Here is a 16472-nt window from a genome sequence, read left to right as displayed (position 1 = left end):
GGGATCAGGCGTCCATCTTCCGGCTTCTTTAACAACACACCGGGATGGCTGAAAAGGATGACTCTGAATCATGGACGTGTCAAGAAAACTCTCTCAGAAAGTATCAGCGCATCCGAAGGGAGATCTGGTATATTCCCTACCGTTAAATAATCAGTCTTTCTCAAATAAGACGAAAAATTTTTTAAGTATTTTTATATATTTTTCATTTATTCCCCGCTTCATATTTTCTGATAAATCAGAAAATATTCTGCACTATACAGCAACGAAACTTCTCATATCGGGGTCTGTAATGATCAGTCTCTTATCTCCCCTGCCTGCCATGACCCAAACACTAAAAAAAGAATCTTATGGTGCTCTGCCATCAGGTGAAACTGTTGAACTTTATACCCTGCACAACAAAAACGGGATGGAAGTACAGTTCATCTCTTACGGGGGGATTATCACCGCCATAAAAGTACCAGACAAAAACGGCAGAATAGATAACGTGGTTCTCGGCTTTTCAGACCTTGAGGGGTACAGCAAAAAAGATGCCGAAGCCAATATATGTTTTGGTGCCCTGATAGGGCGCTATGCTAACCGTATTGCCCGGGGCACGTTTGTGCTTGAAGGTAAAACCTATCACACGCCGATAAACCTTCCGCCCAATACACTCCACGGCGGCAATACGGGTTTTAATAAAAAGCTCTGGCATGTGCAGCCACTCTCTGGTCTGAAACAGACAACAGGAGCAGAACTCACCCTGACCAGTGCTGACGGTGAAGAAGGTTTTCCCGGCAAGTTACAGGTCAAAGTCCGGTATATTCTGGATGATGATAACCAGCTGCACATTCACTATCATGCCACAACTGACAAACCGACAGTTATTAACCTGACAAATCACAGCTATTTTAATCTTGCTGGAGAAGGGTCAGGCTCGGTCGCAAACCACCGGTTAAAAATTAACGCCAGCCTTTTTACCCCGACTGATGCAAACGGTATTCCGACCGGGCAAATCAGTCCGGTTGCGCAAACACCCTTTGACTTCAGAGCAATGCACGCCATCGGAGATTTTTTGCGCAGCAACGACCAGCAGATGCTACAGGCGCGCGGCTATGATCATAACTGGATTATCGACGGCTATGACGGCAAAACACTCCGCGAGGCCGCAATACTCAGTGACCCACAGTCAGGCCGTTCTCTGACCGTGCTGACCACACAACCCGCTATGCAGGTTTACACCGGCAACTCACTCAATGGTGCCTATGCCGGGCCTTCGGGACGGGCATATCGTCAGACAGATGGTGTCGCACTCGAAACGCAGCACTACCCTGATTCACCTAATCATCCGAGCTTTCCGACAACGACGCTGCTACCCGGACAGGAATATGATCAGACAACTGTTTTCAGATTTCAGACCGCCGCACCATAAGGCCATCAATAAAAAACGCGCCCCCTGAAACAGAGGGCGCGCCTTTTAGTTCATCACTCTGATAAAAATCAGACTGAGTAGTACATTTCGAACTCAACAGGGTGAGGTGTGTGTTCAAAGCGATACACATCTTCCCACTTGATGTTGATATAGCTTTCGATCTGGTCTTTGGTGAACACGCCACCAGCCAGCAGGAACTCATGATCAGCCTGCAGAGCTTCAAGAGCTTCACGCAGAGAGCCTGCAACTGTTGGAATCTGCTTCAGTTCTTCTGGTGGCAGATCATACAGATCTTTGTCCATCGCATCACCAGGGTGAATTTTGTTCTTGATACCATCAAGACCAGCCATCAGCATGGCAGAGAATGCGAGGTATGGGTTTGCTGTCGGATCAGGGAAACGCACTTCAACCCGCTTAGCTTTAGGGTTGGTTGCGTATGGGATACGGCAGGATGCTGAACGGTTGCGGGCTGAGTAAGCCAGCAGCACAGGAGCTTCAAACCCTGGGATCAGACGCTTGTAAGAGTTAGTTGACGGGTTGGTAAAAGCATTGAGTGCTTTTGCATGCTTAATGATACCGCCGATGTAATACAGGGCTGTGTCAGAAAGGTCTGCATAACCGTTGCCAGCAAATGTTGGCTTGCCGTCTTTCCAGATAGACTGGTGAACATGCATACCTGAGCCATTATCGCCATAAATTGGCTTTGGCATGAAGGTTGCTGTTTTGCCATAAGACTGAGCAACATTGTGGATACAGTATTTATAGATCTGCATGAAGTCAGCAGAACGCACCAGCGTGTCGAACTTCGTGCCCAGCTCATGCTGCGACTGTGCAACCTCGTGGTGATGCTTTTCAATCGGCAGACCCATCTCACCCATAGTGGCGAGCATTTCAGCGCGCAGGTCAGCTTCGCTGTCAACTGGTGCAACCGGGAAGTAACCACCCTTCTGGCCAGGGCGATGACCCATGTTGCCTTCAGGATATTCTTTCAGAGAAGCGCCAGGACCTTCAATGCTGTCGAGCTGGAATTTACCATAGTTCGGGCCTGTGCCAAACAGCACGTTGTCGAAAATGAAAAATTCTGCTTCAGGACCGAAGAATGCGGTATCACCCAGGCCAGAAGCCTTCAGATACTGTTCAGCCAGCTTTGCTGTTGAACGTGGGTCACGGTTGTAAGGCTGCCCGGTTGATGGCTCGATAATATCGCAGAACAGAATCAGCTGAGGACGGGCTGAGAACGGGTCCATTACAGCTGTTTCAGGGTCTGGCAGCAGAACCATGTCGCTCTCGTTAATCGCTTTCCAGCCAGCGATAGAGGAGCCATCGAACATGAAGCCTTCAACAAAGGTTTCATCTTCAATTGTGGTCACATACTGTGTTGTGTGGTGCCATTTACCGCGCGGATCTGTGAAGCGCAGATCAACCAGCTCTACAGAATGCTCTTTAATAAGATCAAAAACCCGCTTAACTGCTGCGGCTTTTGCATCGCCGGAAGATGCTGTCTTTTTAACCATTCTTTCCTCACTTTAAACCATCTGTTGCAAACCGGAGATACCGGCATGACTGAAAACTATCAAATACACGTCCTGAAACGTTGCTGTCAGGGTCAGCGCTCTCTGCTTTTTCCTGACATCAGATAGCGTCTTCTCCTCTTTCTCCCGTACGAATCCGTACCACATCATCAACCGGCATCACAAAGATCTTACCGTCACCGATCCGCCCCGTACGAGCCGCAGCAGATATGGCTTCAATCGCCCGTTCTGCCAGACTGGCGGGGCAGACGATCTCAATTTTTATCTTGGGGAGAAAATCAACAATATATTCGGCGCCACGATAAAGCTCGGTGTGGCCTTTCTGCCGGCCAAAACCTTTAGCTTCGATCACGGTAATGCCCTGCAACCCGAGTTCGTGAAGAGCCTCCTTCACTTCGTCGAGCTTAAAAGGCTTTATGATGGCTTCGATCTTTTTCATATCACATCGTCACTATATCACGGCGCTCTCTGTCAGGGTCCATCTTTTATGCAACCCTGTCCTCAGGCAACAGTAACCCGGGGCCGAGCAGTGACAAACTGGCACGGGTTGGCCGCAGGAGCAATCGGGCTTAGAAGCAATAATATCGATAAAGCACCAATACCCTTATTAATACAATGATATTAAATCATTTTTATGATTTCTGTTTTTCGAAAAGAAAGCGAATCTGCACATGACAAAACCCCTCAACCAGCAGCTTGAAGCACTACCCACAACGATTTTCACAGTGATGTCTGCGCTTGCACGTGAGCACAATGCCATCAACTTAGGTCAGGGTTTTCCTGACACTGAAGGCCCGCAGGACATTGTGCAGACAGCTGTGAACGCTCTGCTCGACGGTCAAAACCAGTACGCACCACTGACCGGCCTGCCGGAACTGCGCCAGGCCGTTGCCGAATCGAACAGGCGTTTTCAGGGACTTAACATTAACCCTGACACAGAAGTAGTGGTGACATCAGGAGCAACCGAGGCACTTGCTGCCTCTCTTATGGCCCTGATTGAGCCAGGCGATGAGGTCGTTCTGATAGAACCCCTCTATGACACCTACCTGCCTGTCGTGCTTCAGCTTGGCGGGGTTCCACGCCTGGTACGACTCGAACATCCGGACTGGACCCTTCCTCGTCAGGCTCTGGCCGATGCTTTCTCTGCCCGAACCAAAGCCATCCTGCTCAACACGCCTATGAATCCCACCGGCAAAGTCTTCACTCACGATGAGCTGTCTTTCATTGCCGGCCTGCTCAGAGAGCACGATGCTTATGCGTTATGTGACGAGGTGTATGAACACCTGACTTTTGGCGCAAAGCATATCTCGCTTATGACGTTACCCGGCATGCGCGAGCGGTGCATTCGCATTGGCAGTGCAGGCAAAAGTTTTTCAATGACCGGCTGGAAAGTCGGATATGTCACAGCTCCGGCTCCGGTGGCATCCGTCATTGCCAAAGCGCATCAGAATCTTGTCTTTGCAACGGCTCCCAACCTTCAGCGGGCTGTCGCTGCCGGGCTGCGCAAAGACACAGATTATTTTACACAAATAGCTGCGGACTTTGCGGGCAAACGCGACCTCCTTTCGGACGGGCTGCGCAAACTCGGCCTTGATGTGCTCCCCTGCCATGGCAGTTATTTTGTTATCGCTGATATTTCACCTCTGGCTCGTGGTGAAGATGACATGACATTTGCAAAAACTCTGACCATTGAAGCCGGGGTTGCAACCATACCAGCCTCAGCTTTTTACAGTCAGCTTAACGGCACACCGCCTGCGCACCTTCTCCGCTTTGCATTTTGCAAGCAGGAGCAGGTTTTGCGTGATGCACTGAGCCGTATAGAAACCTGGCAGAAACAACGTTGAAAAATTTTCTTCAGGATTATGTCAGTTATGGATTGACGGACGCCCGTACCTTCTCTAAATGACGGCATCAAGCTGTGTGGCGGATGTAGCTCAGCTGGTAGAGCGCCGGTTTGTGGTACCGGTTGTCGCGGGTTCGAGCCCCGTCATTCGCCCCAGCTTGATATTTCCTTTGAAAATCAATGCGTTACCAGAGCCAAGCGTCATAGGGCTGTAGTCGTGCGTCATAGGCCTAGCGTCATACCCAAGCAGAATGCCAAGGGTGAGCATGACATGCAGAACATGACCAGGCGGGGAAGCGTTTATTACGTCCGCTTTATTGTGCCTAAAGAGCGTTGGCATGACGTTGGTATAGCTACAGGTGCCCGTAACGGAAAACGCCGGGACATTTTGTTAGGCGCGAAGCAACCTTATAGTCAGAAGTGACCATTGAGCCACTGCATTTCAAAAGGAAGTTACGGGTCTGAATACGTAACACCCCAGGTGCAATAACATACCTGCACTGTCATTTCTGCCATAATTTTCCCCTTTATCCTGTGTCATGTAACCCTGACAAACGTGAACCATCACAGAAAGGGACTATCATGAACGCCAGCATCATGATTAGTGCGATTGCTCCGGTTATTTTTATTATCGCACTTGGTTACTGTGCCGGCAGGAACAAAGATTTTGACGCACACCAGACAAAAGGCTTCAGTCGCCTTGCCCTGCGTTATGCGTTACCTGTGGCTTTGTTTCTTGGCATGGCACAATTTAACAAGTCTCTGTTACTTCAGCAGGGCCCCGTTATCGTCATTATGGTTCTGGGTTACTCCCTGTTTTTTTTAGCAAGCTACCTGATTTTACGAATGAAAAAGTTTGGCAAAACTGAAGCCATTCTGCTCGGTTATACAGTCAGTTCAACAGCTGCTCCCATTTATGGCCTGACCGTACTTGTACCGATTTATGGCCTGCAAACAGGAAGTGGTGTTGTCGGGCTGGCCGCACTTGTTACAAACCTTGTGCAGGTCTCAGTCGCTGTCTTTATGCTTCAGTCAGCCAGCATGGCAGAAGGCCAGGCTGCCTCCATCAGCACCATATTAAAAGACACTCTTAAAAACCCGCTGGTATGGGCACCTGTACTCGGTGCGGTCATCTCCGTTTCAGGCATAACATTACCCGATATCACGATATCAACACTTAAGCCTCTTGCCGTTTGTGCCGCTGCGGTTGCCATCTTTGCCTGCGGCCTCACCCTGTCCTCTTTCCCTGTTAACCTGACATCAAAAATAGTTATTTTCGGCTCTGCAACCTGCATTATCTTTCAGCCGTTGCTCTTCTTCGTGTTTATTAAAGCATGGGGACTTAAAAGTACTATGGCAAAGGCAACCTTTGTGGCCAGCGCCATGCCAACTTCAACACCGTCTGTCTTATTTGCCCAGCAATATGGCAAATGCCAGGCTGAAACAGCGAGTATCATGCTGGTGACAACAGTCGGGATGATTGTGGCCATTCCTGCTGCTGTACTGTTAAGCGCCTGGCTGTAACAGCCCGCCGGCCCTGCACAACCTTATTCCGGTTCCTGGCAAACAAAGGAATTAAAATAGATTACACAATTTCTGCGTTAGTGTTGCTATACCCGTCTGCTTCACCGCTTTCTGTGCAACAACACACCGTGAAAGGTATTTTTTATGAAACAGCCCGACACCTACACCCCCCCGGACGTCTGGAAATGGAATAAAAATACCGGGGGGAAATATGCAGCCATCAACCGACCGGTTGCCGGTGCAACCCACGATAAAGCACTCCCCGTTGGCAAGCACCCGCTCCAGCTCTACTCGCTTGGTACACCTAATGGCGTTAAGGTCACCATTCTGCTTGAGGAGCTGCTGGCAGCCGGGCATACAGGCGCTGAATACGACGCCTGGCTGATTAACATCGGCCAGGGTGACCAGTTCAGCTCCGGATTTGTTGCAGCTAACCCCAATTCAAAAATTCCGGCCCTGGTTGATCACAGCGGAGCCGAACCTCAGCGGGTTTTTGAATCAGGTTCTATCCTTTTATATCTTGCTGAGAAATTTGGTGCCTTTTTACCTGCGTCGCCCTCACAGCGCACAGAATGCCTGAACTGGCTGTTCTGGCAGATGGGAAGCGCACCTTTTGTTGGTGGTGGCTTCGGGCATTTTTACGCGTATGCACCAGTCAAAATTGAATATGCAATTGACCGCTTCGCTATGGAAACCAAGCGACTGCTTGATGTGCTTAACCGTCAGCTTGCCGACCACCCCTTTGTTGCAGGACATGAGTATAGCATTGCCGATATGGCCATTTTTCCGTGGTATGGCGGGCTGGTCGAAGGCTGGCTTTATAATGCCGCCCATTTTCTGAGCGTTGATGACTACCCCCACGTAACGCGCTGGGCTGATCAGTTACTTCAGCGCCCGGCGGTGCAGCGTGGCCGCATGGTCAACCGCACTTTTGGCGACCCTGCCACACAGCTTCATGAACGGCATGATGCCTCAGATTTTGAGACGAAAACCGCTGATAAGCTCACATCAGACAGCTAAGTGCTGCCAGGCGCAGACACTATAACCAAACCTGCACTTAACCATAGAAATGAAATAAAGTACCGTCTGTGTCCTTTTTTTATCCTGCGCCATGGGATAGATCGTAGCGACGTTCTTTCTTTCAATCAGGAGTATCCATGATCCTGACTATCCTCCTGTTTGCACTAACAGGCCTTTTCCTTACAGCCGGAGGCGCTTACCTGGCAGTACTGGGCGGTTCAGCCTTTTATCTGTTCAGCGGCGTTATCCTGCTTGTTTCCACCGTAATGCTTTTCAGGCGCAAAAGCGCGGTATTATGGCTTTACGCTGCTCTTGTGTTTGCCACACTCGGCTGGGCTGTAAACGAAGCTGGCTTTGACTTCTGGACACTGGCTCCCCGTCTGGATATCATTCCGCCTCTGGGGCTGCTGCTGCTGCTCCCCTTCGTCTCACGCAAGCTGACAGTCAGCAAAGTCGCACTTTTACCGCTCGCACTAAGCATTCTCTGCACCCTGGGCGTTGCCGGCTATGCCATAACGCAGGACCCGCAGGATATTGCCGGCTCACTCCCCTCCGTGGCACAGCAGGGTGAACCTGTTACCCCGGGAGACACTGCCGAAGCTGCCGCAGGTGACTGGCCCGCTTATGGCCGCACGCAGTTTGGTGACCGCTTCTCACCCCTGACACAGATCACACCTGCAAATGTTAAAAATCTGAAGGTGGCATGGACCTTCCGCACCCATGATCTGAAAACAGCGAACGACCCGGGTGAAATTACAGACGAAGTTACCCCGATCAAAATCCGGGACACACTTTATCTGTGCACACCGCACCAGATTTTGTTTGCCCTTGACCCGGCTACCGGCAAGCAGAAATGGAAATTTGACCCTAAAATCAAATATAATCCTTCCTTCCAGCACATGACCTGTCGTGGCGTTTCTTACGCTGAAACACCGGCAGTCGCTCCTGTTGCAGCTGAAGCCGACAACACGGCAGCAGCAACTGATGCACCCGCTGCTCCTGCCGCTCCGGCTGATGACTGCACGGCACGTATCTTCCTGCCAACAAATGACGGCCGCCTGATCGCTCTGAACGCTGACACAGGTGAACTCTGCCACGGCTTTGCTAACAATGGCGCACTCGACCTGAGTGACGGCATGCCAATGAAGAGAGATGGTTTTTATGAACCGACATCTCCGCCGGTTGTTACCAAAAAAGCAGTTATCATCTCCGGCGCTGTCACCGATAACTATTCAACACACGAACCATCTGGCGTAACCCGTGCATTTGATGTGCGTACAGGTAAACTGCTGTGGGCGTTCGATGCAGGTAACCCTGACCCGAACGAGCTGCCATCAGCCACTCATCAGTATGTTGCCAACTCACCTAACTCATGGATCACGGCTTCCTACGATGCAGGCCTGAACCAGATCTACATCCCAACAGGCGTTGCAACACCTGACATCTGGGGCGGCAACCGTACCCCTCAGCAGGAAAAATATGCCTCTGGCATTCTGGCTCTTGATGCTGACACAGGCAAACAGGTCTGGTTCTATCAGACAGTTCACCACGATTTGTGGGATATGGACATTCCTTCTCAGCCCAGCCTGGTCGATATTCGTCAGAAAGACGGTACTGTTATCCCGGCCCTCTATGCACCGGCAAAAACAGGCAACATCTTTGTGCTTGACCGCCGCAATGGTAACCTGATCGTACCGGCACCTGAAACACCAGTGCCACAGGGTGCTGCACCGGGTGATCATGTTACACCAACACAGCCTTACTCTCAGCTGACCTTCCGCCCGAAAGAGCGCCTGAAGGATTCTGACATGTGGGGCGGCACGATGTTCGACCAGATGGTCTGCCGCATCATGTTCAAACGCCTGCGCTATGATGGTCCGTTTACTCCGCCATCACTGCAGGGGTCGCTGATCTTCCCTGGTAACCTTGGCATGTTCGAATGGGGTGGTCTGGCTGTTGACCCGGTCAGACAGGTAGCTTTTGCTAACCCGATTGCTATTCCGTTCGTTTCAACTCTTATCCCGCGTGGTCCGGGCAACCCTGCACACCCTGACCCAAAAGCCGGTCCTTCCGGCTCAGAAAGCGGTGTTCAGCCACAGTACGGCACACCTTATGGTGTTGACCTGCATGCCTTCCTGTCACCGCTGGGTATTCCCTGCAAACAGCCAGGCTGGGGTTATGTTGCCGGTATTGATCTGAAAACAAACAAGATCATCTGGATGCACCGTAACGGCACCACCTATGACAGCTCACCTCTGCCGCTGCCTTTCAAAGTGGGGATCCCTTCACTTGGCGGACCGCTGATTACAGCCGGTGGCGTTGCTTTCCTGACTTCAACTGCTGATTATTATATCCGCGCTTATGATGTCACCACAGGTAAGCAGCTCTGGCAGGACCGTCTGCCAGCGGGTGGTCAGTCTACACCCATGACATATGAAACAAACGGACGTCAGTTTGTTGTTTCTGCCGATGGTGGTCATGGTTCTTTCGGCACCAGACTGGGCGATTATATCACCGCCTATGCTCTGCCAGAAAAAACACAGCACTAAGCCCGCACTTAACAGAGCTGGTAAAAAAGAAGGGGGAGCAGATATTCTGCTCCCCCTTTTTCTGTGTCAGGCTTCTAACATTTCAGCCAGCTGCACCATGTCATCGGGAGCCGGAGCCTCAAAAAGCAAAGCCTCGCCTGTACGCGGGTGTGTAAACCCAAGGCGGGTCGCATGTAATGCCTGCCGCGGGAAGTCGAGTGCAGCAGCCCGTGCCGTAGCAGAAAATCCCTTCGCGACAGCGGGAATGCGCCGCAGATAAACCGGGTCACCTATCAGCGGGTATCCATGTGCTGAAAAATGCACTCTGATCTGGTGCGTACGCCCGGTTGCGAGTTTACACGTTACCAGTGACGCACTCCCCTGAAAGTTTTTAAGCGTTTTATAGTGCGTTAAAGCCCACTTCCCGCTGCGTGGTGTAATGGTCATACGTTTACGATCACGCTTGTCACGCCCGATATTGCCTTCAAAATCTCCCTCTGCCGGAGCAGGACAGCCCCAGCACAAGGCAAGATAGGCCCGGTCAATCCGCCGGGCTGCGAAATCCTCTGATAAAGCCAGATGCGCTTTCTCTGTTTTGGCCACAACCATCAGGCCCGATGTATCTTTATCAAGACGATGAACTATGCCTGGCCGTTTTTGCCCGCCAATTCCCTGCAGGCTGTCTCCGCAATGGGCAACAAGGCCATTCACCAGAGTACCTGTCTCATTGCCCGGGGCAGGATGTACAACCAGCCCCGCAGGCTTATTAAGCACAAGCAGGTCGTTGTCTTCATAATAAATATCAAATGCCATCGCCTCGCCCTCCGGCACAGCCGGCACAGCCGATGGCACACTCAGAGAATAACTCTGACCTGCTTTCACCGTCTCGGCAGGTTCGGTTACACTCTGCCCGTCACGCGTAAGGTGCCCTGCCTCGATCAAAGTTTTTACACGTGAACGCGACAAACCGCCCGAATGTAGTGCAATAAACCGGTCAACCCGCTCACCCGCCTGTTCAGGCTTCACAACAAAAATGAGTGTCTCTCCTGCGGCAAAATCAGCCTCAGGGTTTTCATCAGTTGAATCAGAGTATGTCACGCGGTTTTCCTGCCTTATACACAAAGAGGGGAACGTCAGATGAGAGAGTTTTTTATGCAAACCATTTCTCTTACAACAGGCTGGTGCTACACAGAAAAACTGTCTTTCTTCATATCCCGCCCTTTCCTGCGGGTCCATAAGCAGGAGTAACCCGACGATCTCCCGGCCTCCTCCCCTCCGCAGCTATGACGTACACTCTGTGCATGAAGCTTACCGCAAAACTCTGCGCAAACGCGGCATTACCCTGCTGACCCTGACGGGAGCTATTATACTCTCCTGCCTTGCTGACTTTGCCATCGGTCCCTCCGGGCTTTCTCCATCCGCTTTGTTACACACCCTGCTGCACCCTGACACAGTACCAGCCACGCAACGGCTGATCGTCTGGCAGATCCGCCTGCCTTACACTCTGATGGCCCTGTGTGTGGGGGCGGCACTCGGACTGGCAGGAGCCGAAATGCAGACTATCCTGGCTAATCCGCTTGCCAGCCCTTTTACACTTGGCGTTTCAGCGGCGGCGGCCTTTGGCGCTTCCCTTATTCTGGTCACAGGTCTGCATACAGCTCTGGTTTCTCAAAGTACGCTCATTACAGCCAGTGCATTCATCTGTGCCCTGCTTTCCGTACTGTTATTAGATAAAATCAGCCAGAGCAGAGTCGCCAGTACCAACGTCGTCGTGCTGACAGGTATCGCCCTGGTTTTTACCTTTCAGGCTCTCGTATCTCTTATGCAGTTTATCGCCAGTGAAGATGCCTTACAGGATCTTGTATTCTGGACTCTGGGCAGTCTGACCCGCGCATCATGGGCAAAAGTCGGAGTAATTGCTGGTATCGGAGGGGTCGTCAGCCTGTTTTCATTCAGGGCCGCGTGGCAACTCACCACATTACGTATGGGAGAAGAAAGAGCAGCAAGCCTTGGGATAGATGTCGCGCGCATTCGCCGGGCTTCACTCATACGTATCAGCCTGCTTTCAGCTCTGGCCGTCTCGTTTGTCGGGGTTATCGGTTTTGTCGGGCTGGTTGCACCACATATTGCGCGCCGGCTTCTCGGCGAAGATCACCGCTTTTACCTGCCAGGCAGCATGGCAACGGGAGCGCTTATCCTCTCTCTTTCCGCCCTGATTGCACGCGTACTGGTGCCCGGCCTTATTGTGCCGACAGGTATCGTAACATCTCTCGCAGGCATCCCATTTTTCCTGATTATCGTGCTTCGCCGTGAGGAGCTGAACTAATGTCGCCAGTCGGCCCCCTGACGGTTAAAAACCTGAATGCAGGCTTCGGCCGACGTCGCATTTTGCACGACCTCTCCCCCAAACCATTTGTATCAGGACAGATTTGTGCTCTCACAGGGCCTAATGGCAGCGGAAAATCAACTTTTCTGCGTGCTCTCTCCGGCCTGATACCATCACAGGCGACACTCACCCTCGGAGATGAAAACCTCGCGCACCTGCCTCTGGCACAAAGGGCACAACGCTGTTTATATCTGCCTCAGACATTACCAGCCGCTGTGCAGCTGCCTGTTATTGAAGCCCTGATGGCTGCGCAACGCGCCTGCGGCCCCAGGCGGCATGAAGAAATCACAATATCAGAGACCGAACATGCTCTGGCATGGCTGGACAGGCTCTCCGTCAGCCACCTGGCCCTGAAAAATATGAGCACACTCTCAGGCGGACAAAGGCAGCTGATCGGGCTTGCTCAGGCTCTCAGCCGAAGACCTGTGTCTCTCCTGCTTGATGAACCCCTCAGTGCCCTCGACCTGCACCATCAGTTTGCCGTTATGCGACTTTTACAGCAGGAAACCAGAGAACGCCCGCTCATCACCCTGATTGTACTGCACGACCTGAATATCGCCCTGAACATGGCAGATCGTGTTCTCCTGCTGCATGAAGGTCGCATAAAAGCAGATGGCCTTCCAGCTGAGGTGCTGACCCCGGAGGTGTTGCGTGATGTCTACCGCGTTCATGCACATGTCGAACGTGGCCAGAGTGGACGACCATTTATTCAGATCAGCGGTATTGCAGAAGAAACCTGAAGCTACGTGCCGCAGAATGTGTTCTGCACCTGCTCATGCGCCTCTGCCGGGCGGGCATAACGCTCTTTGCCGGGCTGCTCTTCAAAAGGACGCGATGTCACAGCCAGCAGTTCTTCAAAAGCTGTCATGTTATTATGCGAAACGGCCTGTGTGATCATCTCTTCAACAAGATGATTGCGCGGAATGTACAGCGGGTTAACACGCTGCATCGCCTGAGCACGCTGTGTCGTGCCAGGCAAAGGTTCTGCGGCAAGTCTGGCCTGCCACTGTGCTGCCCAGGGGTGCAATGCCTCAGACAGATATGCTGTCGGGGTGCTCAGTGCTGCCTCATTACTCAGGCTTCTGAACGTTGCCGTATAATCCAGACGCTGGGCCTGCATCACCTCAAACAGGCTGCGTACCAGGCCTGCATCTCCCTCCTGAGCTGTCTGCAGCCCCAGTTTCTGACGTAAGCCTGCCAGATAAATTTGCTGAAACTGCCCCTCAAACACGGCCAGCTCTGCACGGGCAAGCTCAAGAGCCGTGTTCCGATCTTCAGATATGACAGGCAGAAGGGCTTCAGCCAGGCGGGTCAGGTTCCACAACCCTATCTCTGGCTGTCTGCCATAAGCATAACGGCCTCTTTTATCGATAAAACTGAAAACCGTATCCGGGTCATAATGCTCCATAAAAGCACAGGGGCCATAATCAATTGTTTCACCTGATATGGCCATATTATCCGTGTTCATCACACCATGCACAAAGCCATATAACATCCACTGAGCAAGCAGCTGACACTGACTGGCTATAACCTCACGCAACAACGCACAGGCAGCCCCGCCCTCATGAGAAGCCTCAGGGTAATGATGCGTCAGAGCATAATCAGTCAGCAGGCGCAGTCCTTCAAAATCTTCCTGTGCGGCAAAAAACTGAAACGTCCCCACACGTATGAAACCTGAGGCCACACGTGTCAGCACCGCACCAGGCAGGGGTGTTTCACGATATACCGGCTGGCCGGTTGTCACCGCTGCCAGCGCGCGTGTTGTTGGCACACCCAGGGCCGCCATGGCCTCACTGACAATGTACTCACGCAGAACCGGGCCGAGCGCAGCACGGCCATCACCACTACGTGAAAACCTTGTGCGCCCCACACCCTTGAGCTGAATTTCTTTCACATGCCCGTTCTGGTCTGTCACACTACCCAGCAACATAGCGCGGCCATCACCCAGCTTAGGTACAAACTGCCCGAACTGGTGCCCGGCATACACCTGCGCGACAGGTATGACCCCTTCAGGCATTGCATTGCCTGAGAGCATAGCCACACCCTCTCTGCTGCGCAGCCAGTGACAGTCCAGCCCCAGCTCACCGGCAAGAGCGGTATTAAGCTGCACGATCTGCGGCGCGACAACCGGAGACAAAGGCGGATGCACGTAAAACCGTTCAGGAAGTGTTGTATAAGTCTGTGCTGGCAGAACTGGTATCATTCTCATGCTCTTAAATTCGGAGATAAAATTATATCTTCACTCACTAACCAACGCCTGTATTACATGGCTGGCAGAAAATAATCCTGATAAAAATTTTCACTTCCCGCTGACGGCAGGCAATATCGTGACCAGGCACTCTGGCTCTGTCAAAGCAATATATGATAGATCATATCAGAAAGAAATTATGACCTGCTGAAGCTGAAATTTCAGCCATTATGAACGCGGAGACGTCAGACCCGATGAGCCAGCCTATAAAAACCGCTTTCACTATCACACCAAAAGCTGACCGTATTTCAGCCGCTGAACGTGAAGAGCTCCTTAAAGCCCCAGGGTTTGGCCGTGTCTTTTCTGAACATATGGCCGTTGTGACCTACACTGAGGGTAAGGGATGGCACACACCTGAAATTCTGCCTCGCCAGCCTTTACAGCTCGACCCTGCTGCCTCTGTGCTGCACTACGCGCAGGAAATTTTTGAAGGCATGAAAGCCTATCGCAGCCCCACCGGTGAGCCATTACTGTTCAGACCAGATGCAAATGCCCGCCGTTTTCGCCGGTCAGCCGAACGTATGGCTATGGCTCAGGTGCCTGAAGAGCTGTTTCTTGATGCGGTGAAACAGCTGGTGAAAATTGATGCTGACTGGATTCCCGCTCCTGAGGTCGGCACGCTGTATATTCGTCCGTTCATGATCGCAACAGAGGTTGCTCTGGGTGTTAAGCCTTCGGCAGAATATAAATTCATCGTCATTGCCTGCGCTGCCGGTGATTATTTCTCTAAAGACGCCGGCCCGGTTACCGTATGGGTTGAAGAAAATACCGTGCGGGCCTCACGCGGTGGCACCGGTGAAGCCAAATGTGGCGGCAACTATGCAGCCAGCCTGACAGCCCAGCAGGAAGCGAAAGAGAATGGCTGCCATCAGGTTCTCTTCCTTGACGCCACTGAGCGTAAATGGATTGAGGAAATGGGCGGCATGAACATCGTTGCTGTTCTTGATGATGGATCACTCCTTACGCCTCCTCTTAAAGGAACCATCCTGCACGGTATCACACGGGACTCCCTGCTCACTCTGGCACGCAGCCAGGGGCTGACAGTGCGTGAAGAGCCTTATGCCATCGACCAGCTTTATGCTGATATTGCCTCCGGCCGTCTGCGTGAGCTGTTTGCCTGTGGCACTGCCGCTGTTGTCACCCCAATTGGCACACTGAAAACCTCAAAAGGTGAGCATGTCATCAGTAAAGAAACAGGTGCAGTAACGGCCTCTCTGCGTCAGGCTCTGTGTGATATGCAGTTTGGCCGCACTCATGACACCCAGGGCTGGGTTCATACCGTCGGCTAAAGCAGAAGATCCCGCTTACGCATCTCAGTCCGGCCCCCGTCAGAGGCCGGATCATGCTCTCTTTACTGGCATGCGGCATATCATCAGTGCTTTGATGCATAGGAATAAAAAGCCACAGACAGTAAAGAGGAGCATTATGTCAAAATTCGCCTTTGCAGTTTTTACCACGGCTTGCCTGGCGATCACGCCGGCTCTTGCTCAGAAACCGCATACCACATCCTCAGCGCATGCTGACGTGCTGGTCAAAAGCAGCACATCCTGGAACGGTAAACCCTATACAACTTACCCTGCCGGGCAACCTCAGCTGACAATGCTCAGAATGTCCATTCCCGCCAATACTGCTCTGCCATGGCACACGCATCCTTTTCCTAATTCGGTATATGTTTTACAGGGGCAGCTGACGATTGAGGACAAAGCCAGCGGTAAAAAACAGGTTTTTCATGCTGGTGAAGGCTTTACGGAATCAGTTGATGATGTTCACCGCGGGGTCAGTGGTTCAACACCAACTGTTCTTATTATCACCTACTCAGGCACACCAGGTGCGGCAACATTCAAAGCAGAACCCGGGCAGAAACCTGAATATTAAAAACCCTATAACGAGAAGATCATCACCTGATGATCTTCTCCAAAAAAACTAGGCTCAGGACCTGTTAATTTATTGAACTGAGCGAGAGATTGTGATTCACAGGCTTAC

13 protein-coding genes and 1 tRNA gene are annotated in these 16472 nt (G+C 51.8%); 10 read left to right on the top strand and 4 right to left on the bottom strand.

Annotation, left to right across the window (positions count from 1 at the left end; all coding sequences use genetic code 11):
- Positions 1–289 precede the first annotated feature (289 nt).
- Positions 290–1408, top strand: coding sequence for an aldose epimerase family protein (locus HK11_RS03655; RefSeq protein WP_086554032.1), 1119 nt, complete (start codon positions 290–292; stop codon positions 1406–1408).
- Positions 1409–1476: 68 nt separating this feature from the next.
- On the opposite strand, the gene glnA is transcribed toward HK11_RS03655, so the two are convergent.
- Both glnA and HK11_RS03645 read right to left on the bottom strand, forming a co-directional pair.
- Complete coding sequence (gene glnA / locus HK11_RS03650; protein WP_086553988.1) at positions 1477–2922, bottom strand: type I glutamate--ammonia ligase; 1446 nt, start codon at positions 2920–2922, stop codon at positions 1477–1479.
- A 118-nt stretch (positions 2923–3040) separates the two neighbouring features.
- Positions 3041–3379 carry a P-II family nitrogen regulator gene (locus HK11_RS03645; protein ID WP_086553987.1) on the bottom strand — a complete coding sequence of 113 codons (339 nt, stop codon included), beginning with the start codon at positions 3377–3379 and terminating at the stop codon, positions 3041–3043.
- Between the two features lie 232 nt (positions 3380–3611).
- Between HK11_RS03645 and HK11_RS03640 the strand changes: the two genes are divergently transcribed.
- From HK11_RS03640 to HK11_RS03620, 5 genes are all read left to right on the top strand, one after another.
- Entirely contained in the window at positions 3612–4784 is a 1173-nt protein-coding gene (locus tag HK11_RS03640; RefSeq protein ID WP_086553986.1) for an aminotransferase, read from the top strand.
- A gap of 79 nt (positions 4785–4863) precedes the next feature.
- Positions 4864–4939 (top strand) — tRNA-His (locus HK11_RS03635).
- 426 nt (positions 4940–5365) lie between these two features.
- Positions 5366–6307 carry an AEC family transporter gene (locus tag HK11_RS03630; protein WP_086553985.1) on the top strand — a complete coding sequence of 314 codons (942 nt, stop codon included), beginning with the start codon at positions 5366–5368 and terminating at the stop codon, positions 6305–6307.
- 144 nt (positions 6308–6451) lie between these two features.
- The gene (yghU, locus tag HK11_RS03625; RefSeq protein WP_086553984.1) at positions 6452–7327 is read left to right on the top strand and encodes a glutathione-dependent disulfide-bond oxidoreductase; all 876 of its coding nucleotides are present in this window, start codon (positions 6452–6454) and stop codon (positions 7325–7327) included.
- Positions 7328–7464: 137 nt separating this feature from the next.
- Entirely contained in the window at positions 7465–9876 is a 2412-nt protein-coding gene (locus tag HK11_RS03620; RefSeq protein WP_086553983.1) for a glucose/quinate/shikimate family membrane-bound PQQ-dependent dehydrogenase, read from the top strand.
- 66 nt (positions 9877–9942) lie between these two features.
- Here HK11_RS03620 and HK11_RS03615 read toward each other — a convergent pair whose 3' ends face one another.
- The gene (locus HK11_RS03615; protein WP_233133297.1) at positions 9943–10890 is read right to left on the bottom strand and encodes an RluA family pseudouridine synthase; all 948 of its coding nucleotides are present in this window, start codon (positions 10888–10890) and stop codon (positions 9943–9945) included.
- A gap of 262 nt (positions 10891–11152) precedes the next feature.
- Between HK11_RS03615 and HK11_RS03610 the strand changes: the two genes are divergently transcribed.
- Entirely contained in the window at positions 11153–12181 is a 1029-nt protein-coding gene (locus HK11_RS03610) for an iron ABC transporter permease (protein ID WP_086553981.1), read from the top strand.
- Positions 12181–12981 carry an ABC transporter ATP-binding protein gene (locus HK11_RS03605; RefSeq protein WP_086553980.1) on the top strand — a complete coding sequence of 267 codons (801 nt, stop codon included), beginning with the start codon at positions 12181–12183 and terminating at the stop codon, positions 12979–12981. The genes HK11_RS03610 and HK11_RS03605 overlap by 1 nt, the downstream gene beginning before the upstream one ends.
- A 2-nt stretch (positions 12982–12983) precedes the next feature.
- Here HK11_RS03605 and HK11_RS03600 read toward each other — a convergent pair whose 3' ends face one another.
- Positions 12984–14444, bottom strand: a complete 1461-nt coding sequence (locus HK11_RS03600; protein WP_086554031.1) for a YdiU family protein — start codon at positions 14442–14444, stop codon at positions 12984–12986.
- A 239-nt stretch (positions 14445–14683) separates the two neighbouring features.
- Here HK11_RS03600 and HK11_RS03590 point away from each other — a divergent pair, with 239 nt between their 5' ends.
- Positions 14684–15778, top strand: coding sequence for a branched-chain amino acid aminotransferase (locus tag HK11_RS03590; RefSeq protein WP_086554030.1), 1095 nt, complete (start codon positions 14684–14686; stop codon positions 15776–15778).
- A 136-nt stretch (positions 15779–15914) separates the two neighbouring features.
- A complete protein-coding gene (locus HK11_RS03585; protein WP_086553978.1) occupies positions 15915–16364 on the top strand; it encodes a cupin domain-containing protein in 450 nt (149 codons plus the stop codon).
- Positions 16365–16472: the final 108 nt, after the last annotated feature.

The sequence above is a fragment of the Acetobacter sp. DmW_043 genome, from assembly GCF_002153485.1.
Taxonomy (GTDB): domain Bacteria; phylum Pseudomonadota; class Alphaproteobacteria; order Acetobacterales; family Acetobacteraceae; genus Acetobacter; species Acetobacter thailandicus.
Note: the sequence above shows the minus strand (reverse complement) of the source record. Positions and strands in the feature narration are given on the sequence as shown.

Coding starts and splice junctions, on each gene's coding strand:
- yghU (WP_086553984.1), top strand. CDS start 6,452: ATGAAACAGCCCGACACCTACACCCCCCCGGACGTCTGGAAATGGAAT.
- HK11_RS03645 (WP_086553987.1), bottom strand. CDS start 3,379: ATGAAAAAGATCGAAGCCATCATAAAGCCTTTTAAGCTCGACGAAGTG.
- HK11_RS03585 (WP_086553978.1), top strand. CDS start 15,915: ATGTCAAAATTCGCCTTTGCAGTTTTTACCACGGCTTGCCTGGCGATC.
- HK11_RS03640 (WP_086553986.1), top strand. CDS start 3,612: ATGACAAAACCCCTCAACCAGCAGCTTGAAGCACTACCCACAACGATT.
- HK11_RS03590 (WP_086554030.1), top strand. CDS start 14,684: ATGAGCCAGCCTATAAAAACCGCTTTCACTATCACACCAAAAGCTGAC.
- HK11_RS03620 (WP_086553983.1), top strand. CDS start 7,465: ATGATCCTGACTATCCTCCTGTTTGCACTAACAGGCCTTTTCCTTACA.
- HK11_RS03630 (WP_086553985.1), top strand. CDS start 5,366: ATGAACGCCAGCATCATGATTAGTGCGATTGCTCCGGTTATTTTTATT.
- glnA (WP_086553988.1), bottom strand. CDS start 2,922: ATGGTTAAAAAGACAGCATCTTCCGGCGATGCAAAAGCCGCAGCAGTT.
- HK11_RS03605 (WP_086553980.1), top strand. CDS start 12,181: ATGTCGCCAGTCGGCCCCCTGACGGTTAAAAACCTGAATGCAGGCTTC.
- HK11_RS03655 (WP_086554032.1), top strand. CDS start 290: ATGATCAGTCTCTTATCTCCCCTGCCTGCCATGACCCAAACACTAAAA.
- HK11_RS03600 (WP_086554031.1), bottom strand. CDS start 14,444: ATGATACCAGTTCTGCCAGCACAGACTTATACAACACTTCCTGAACGG.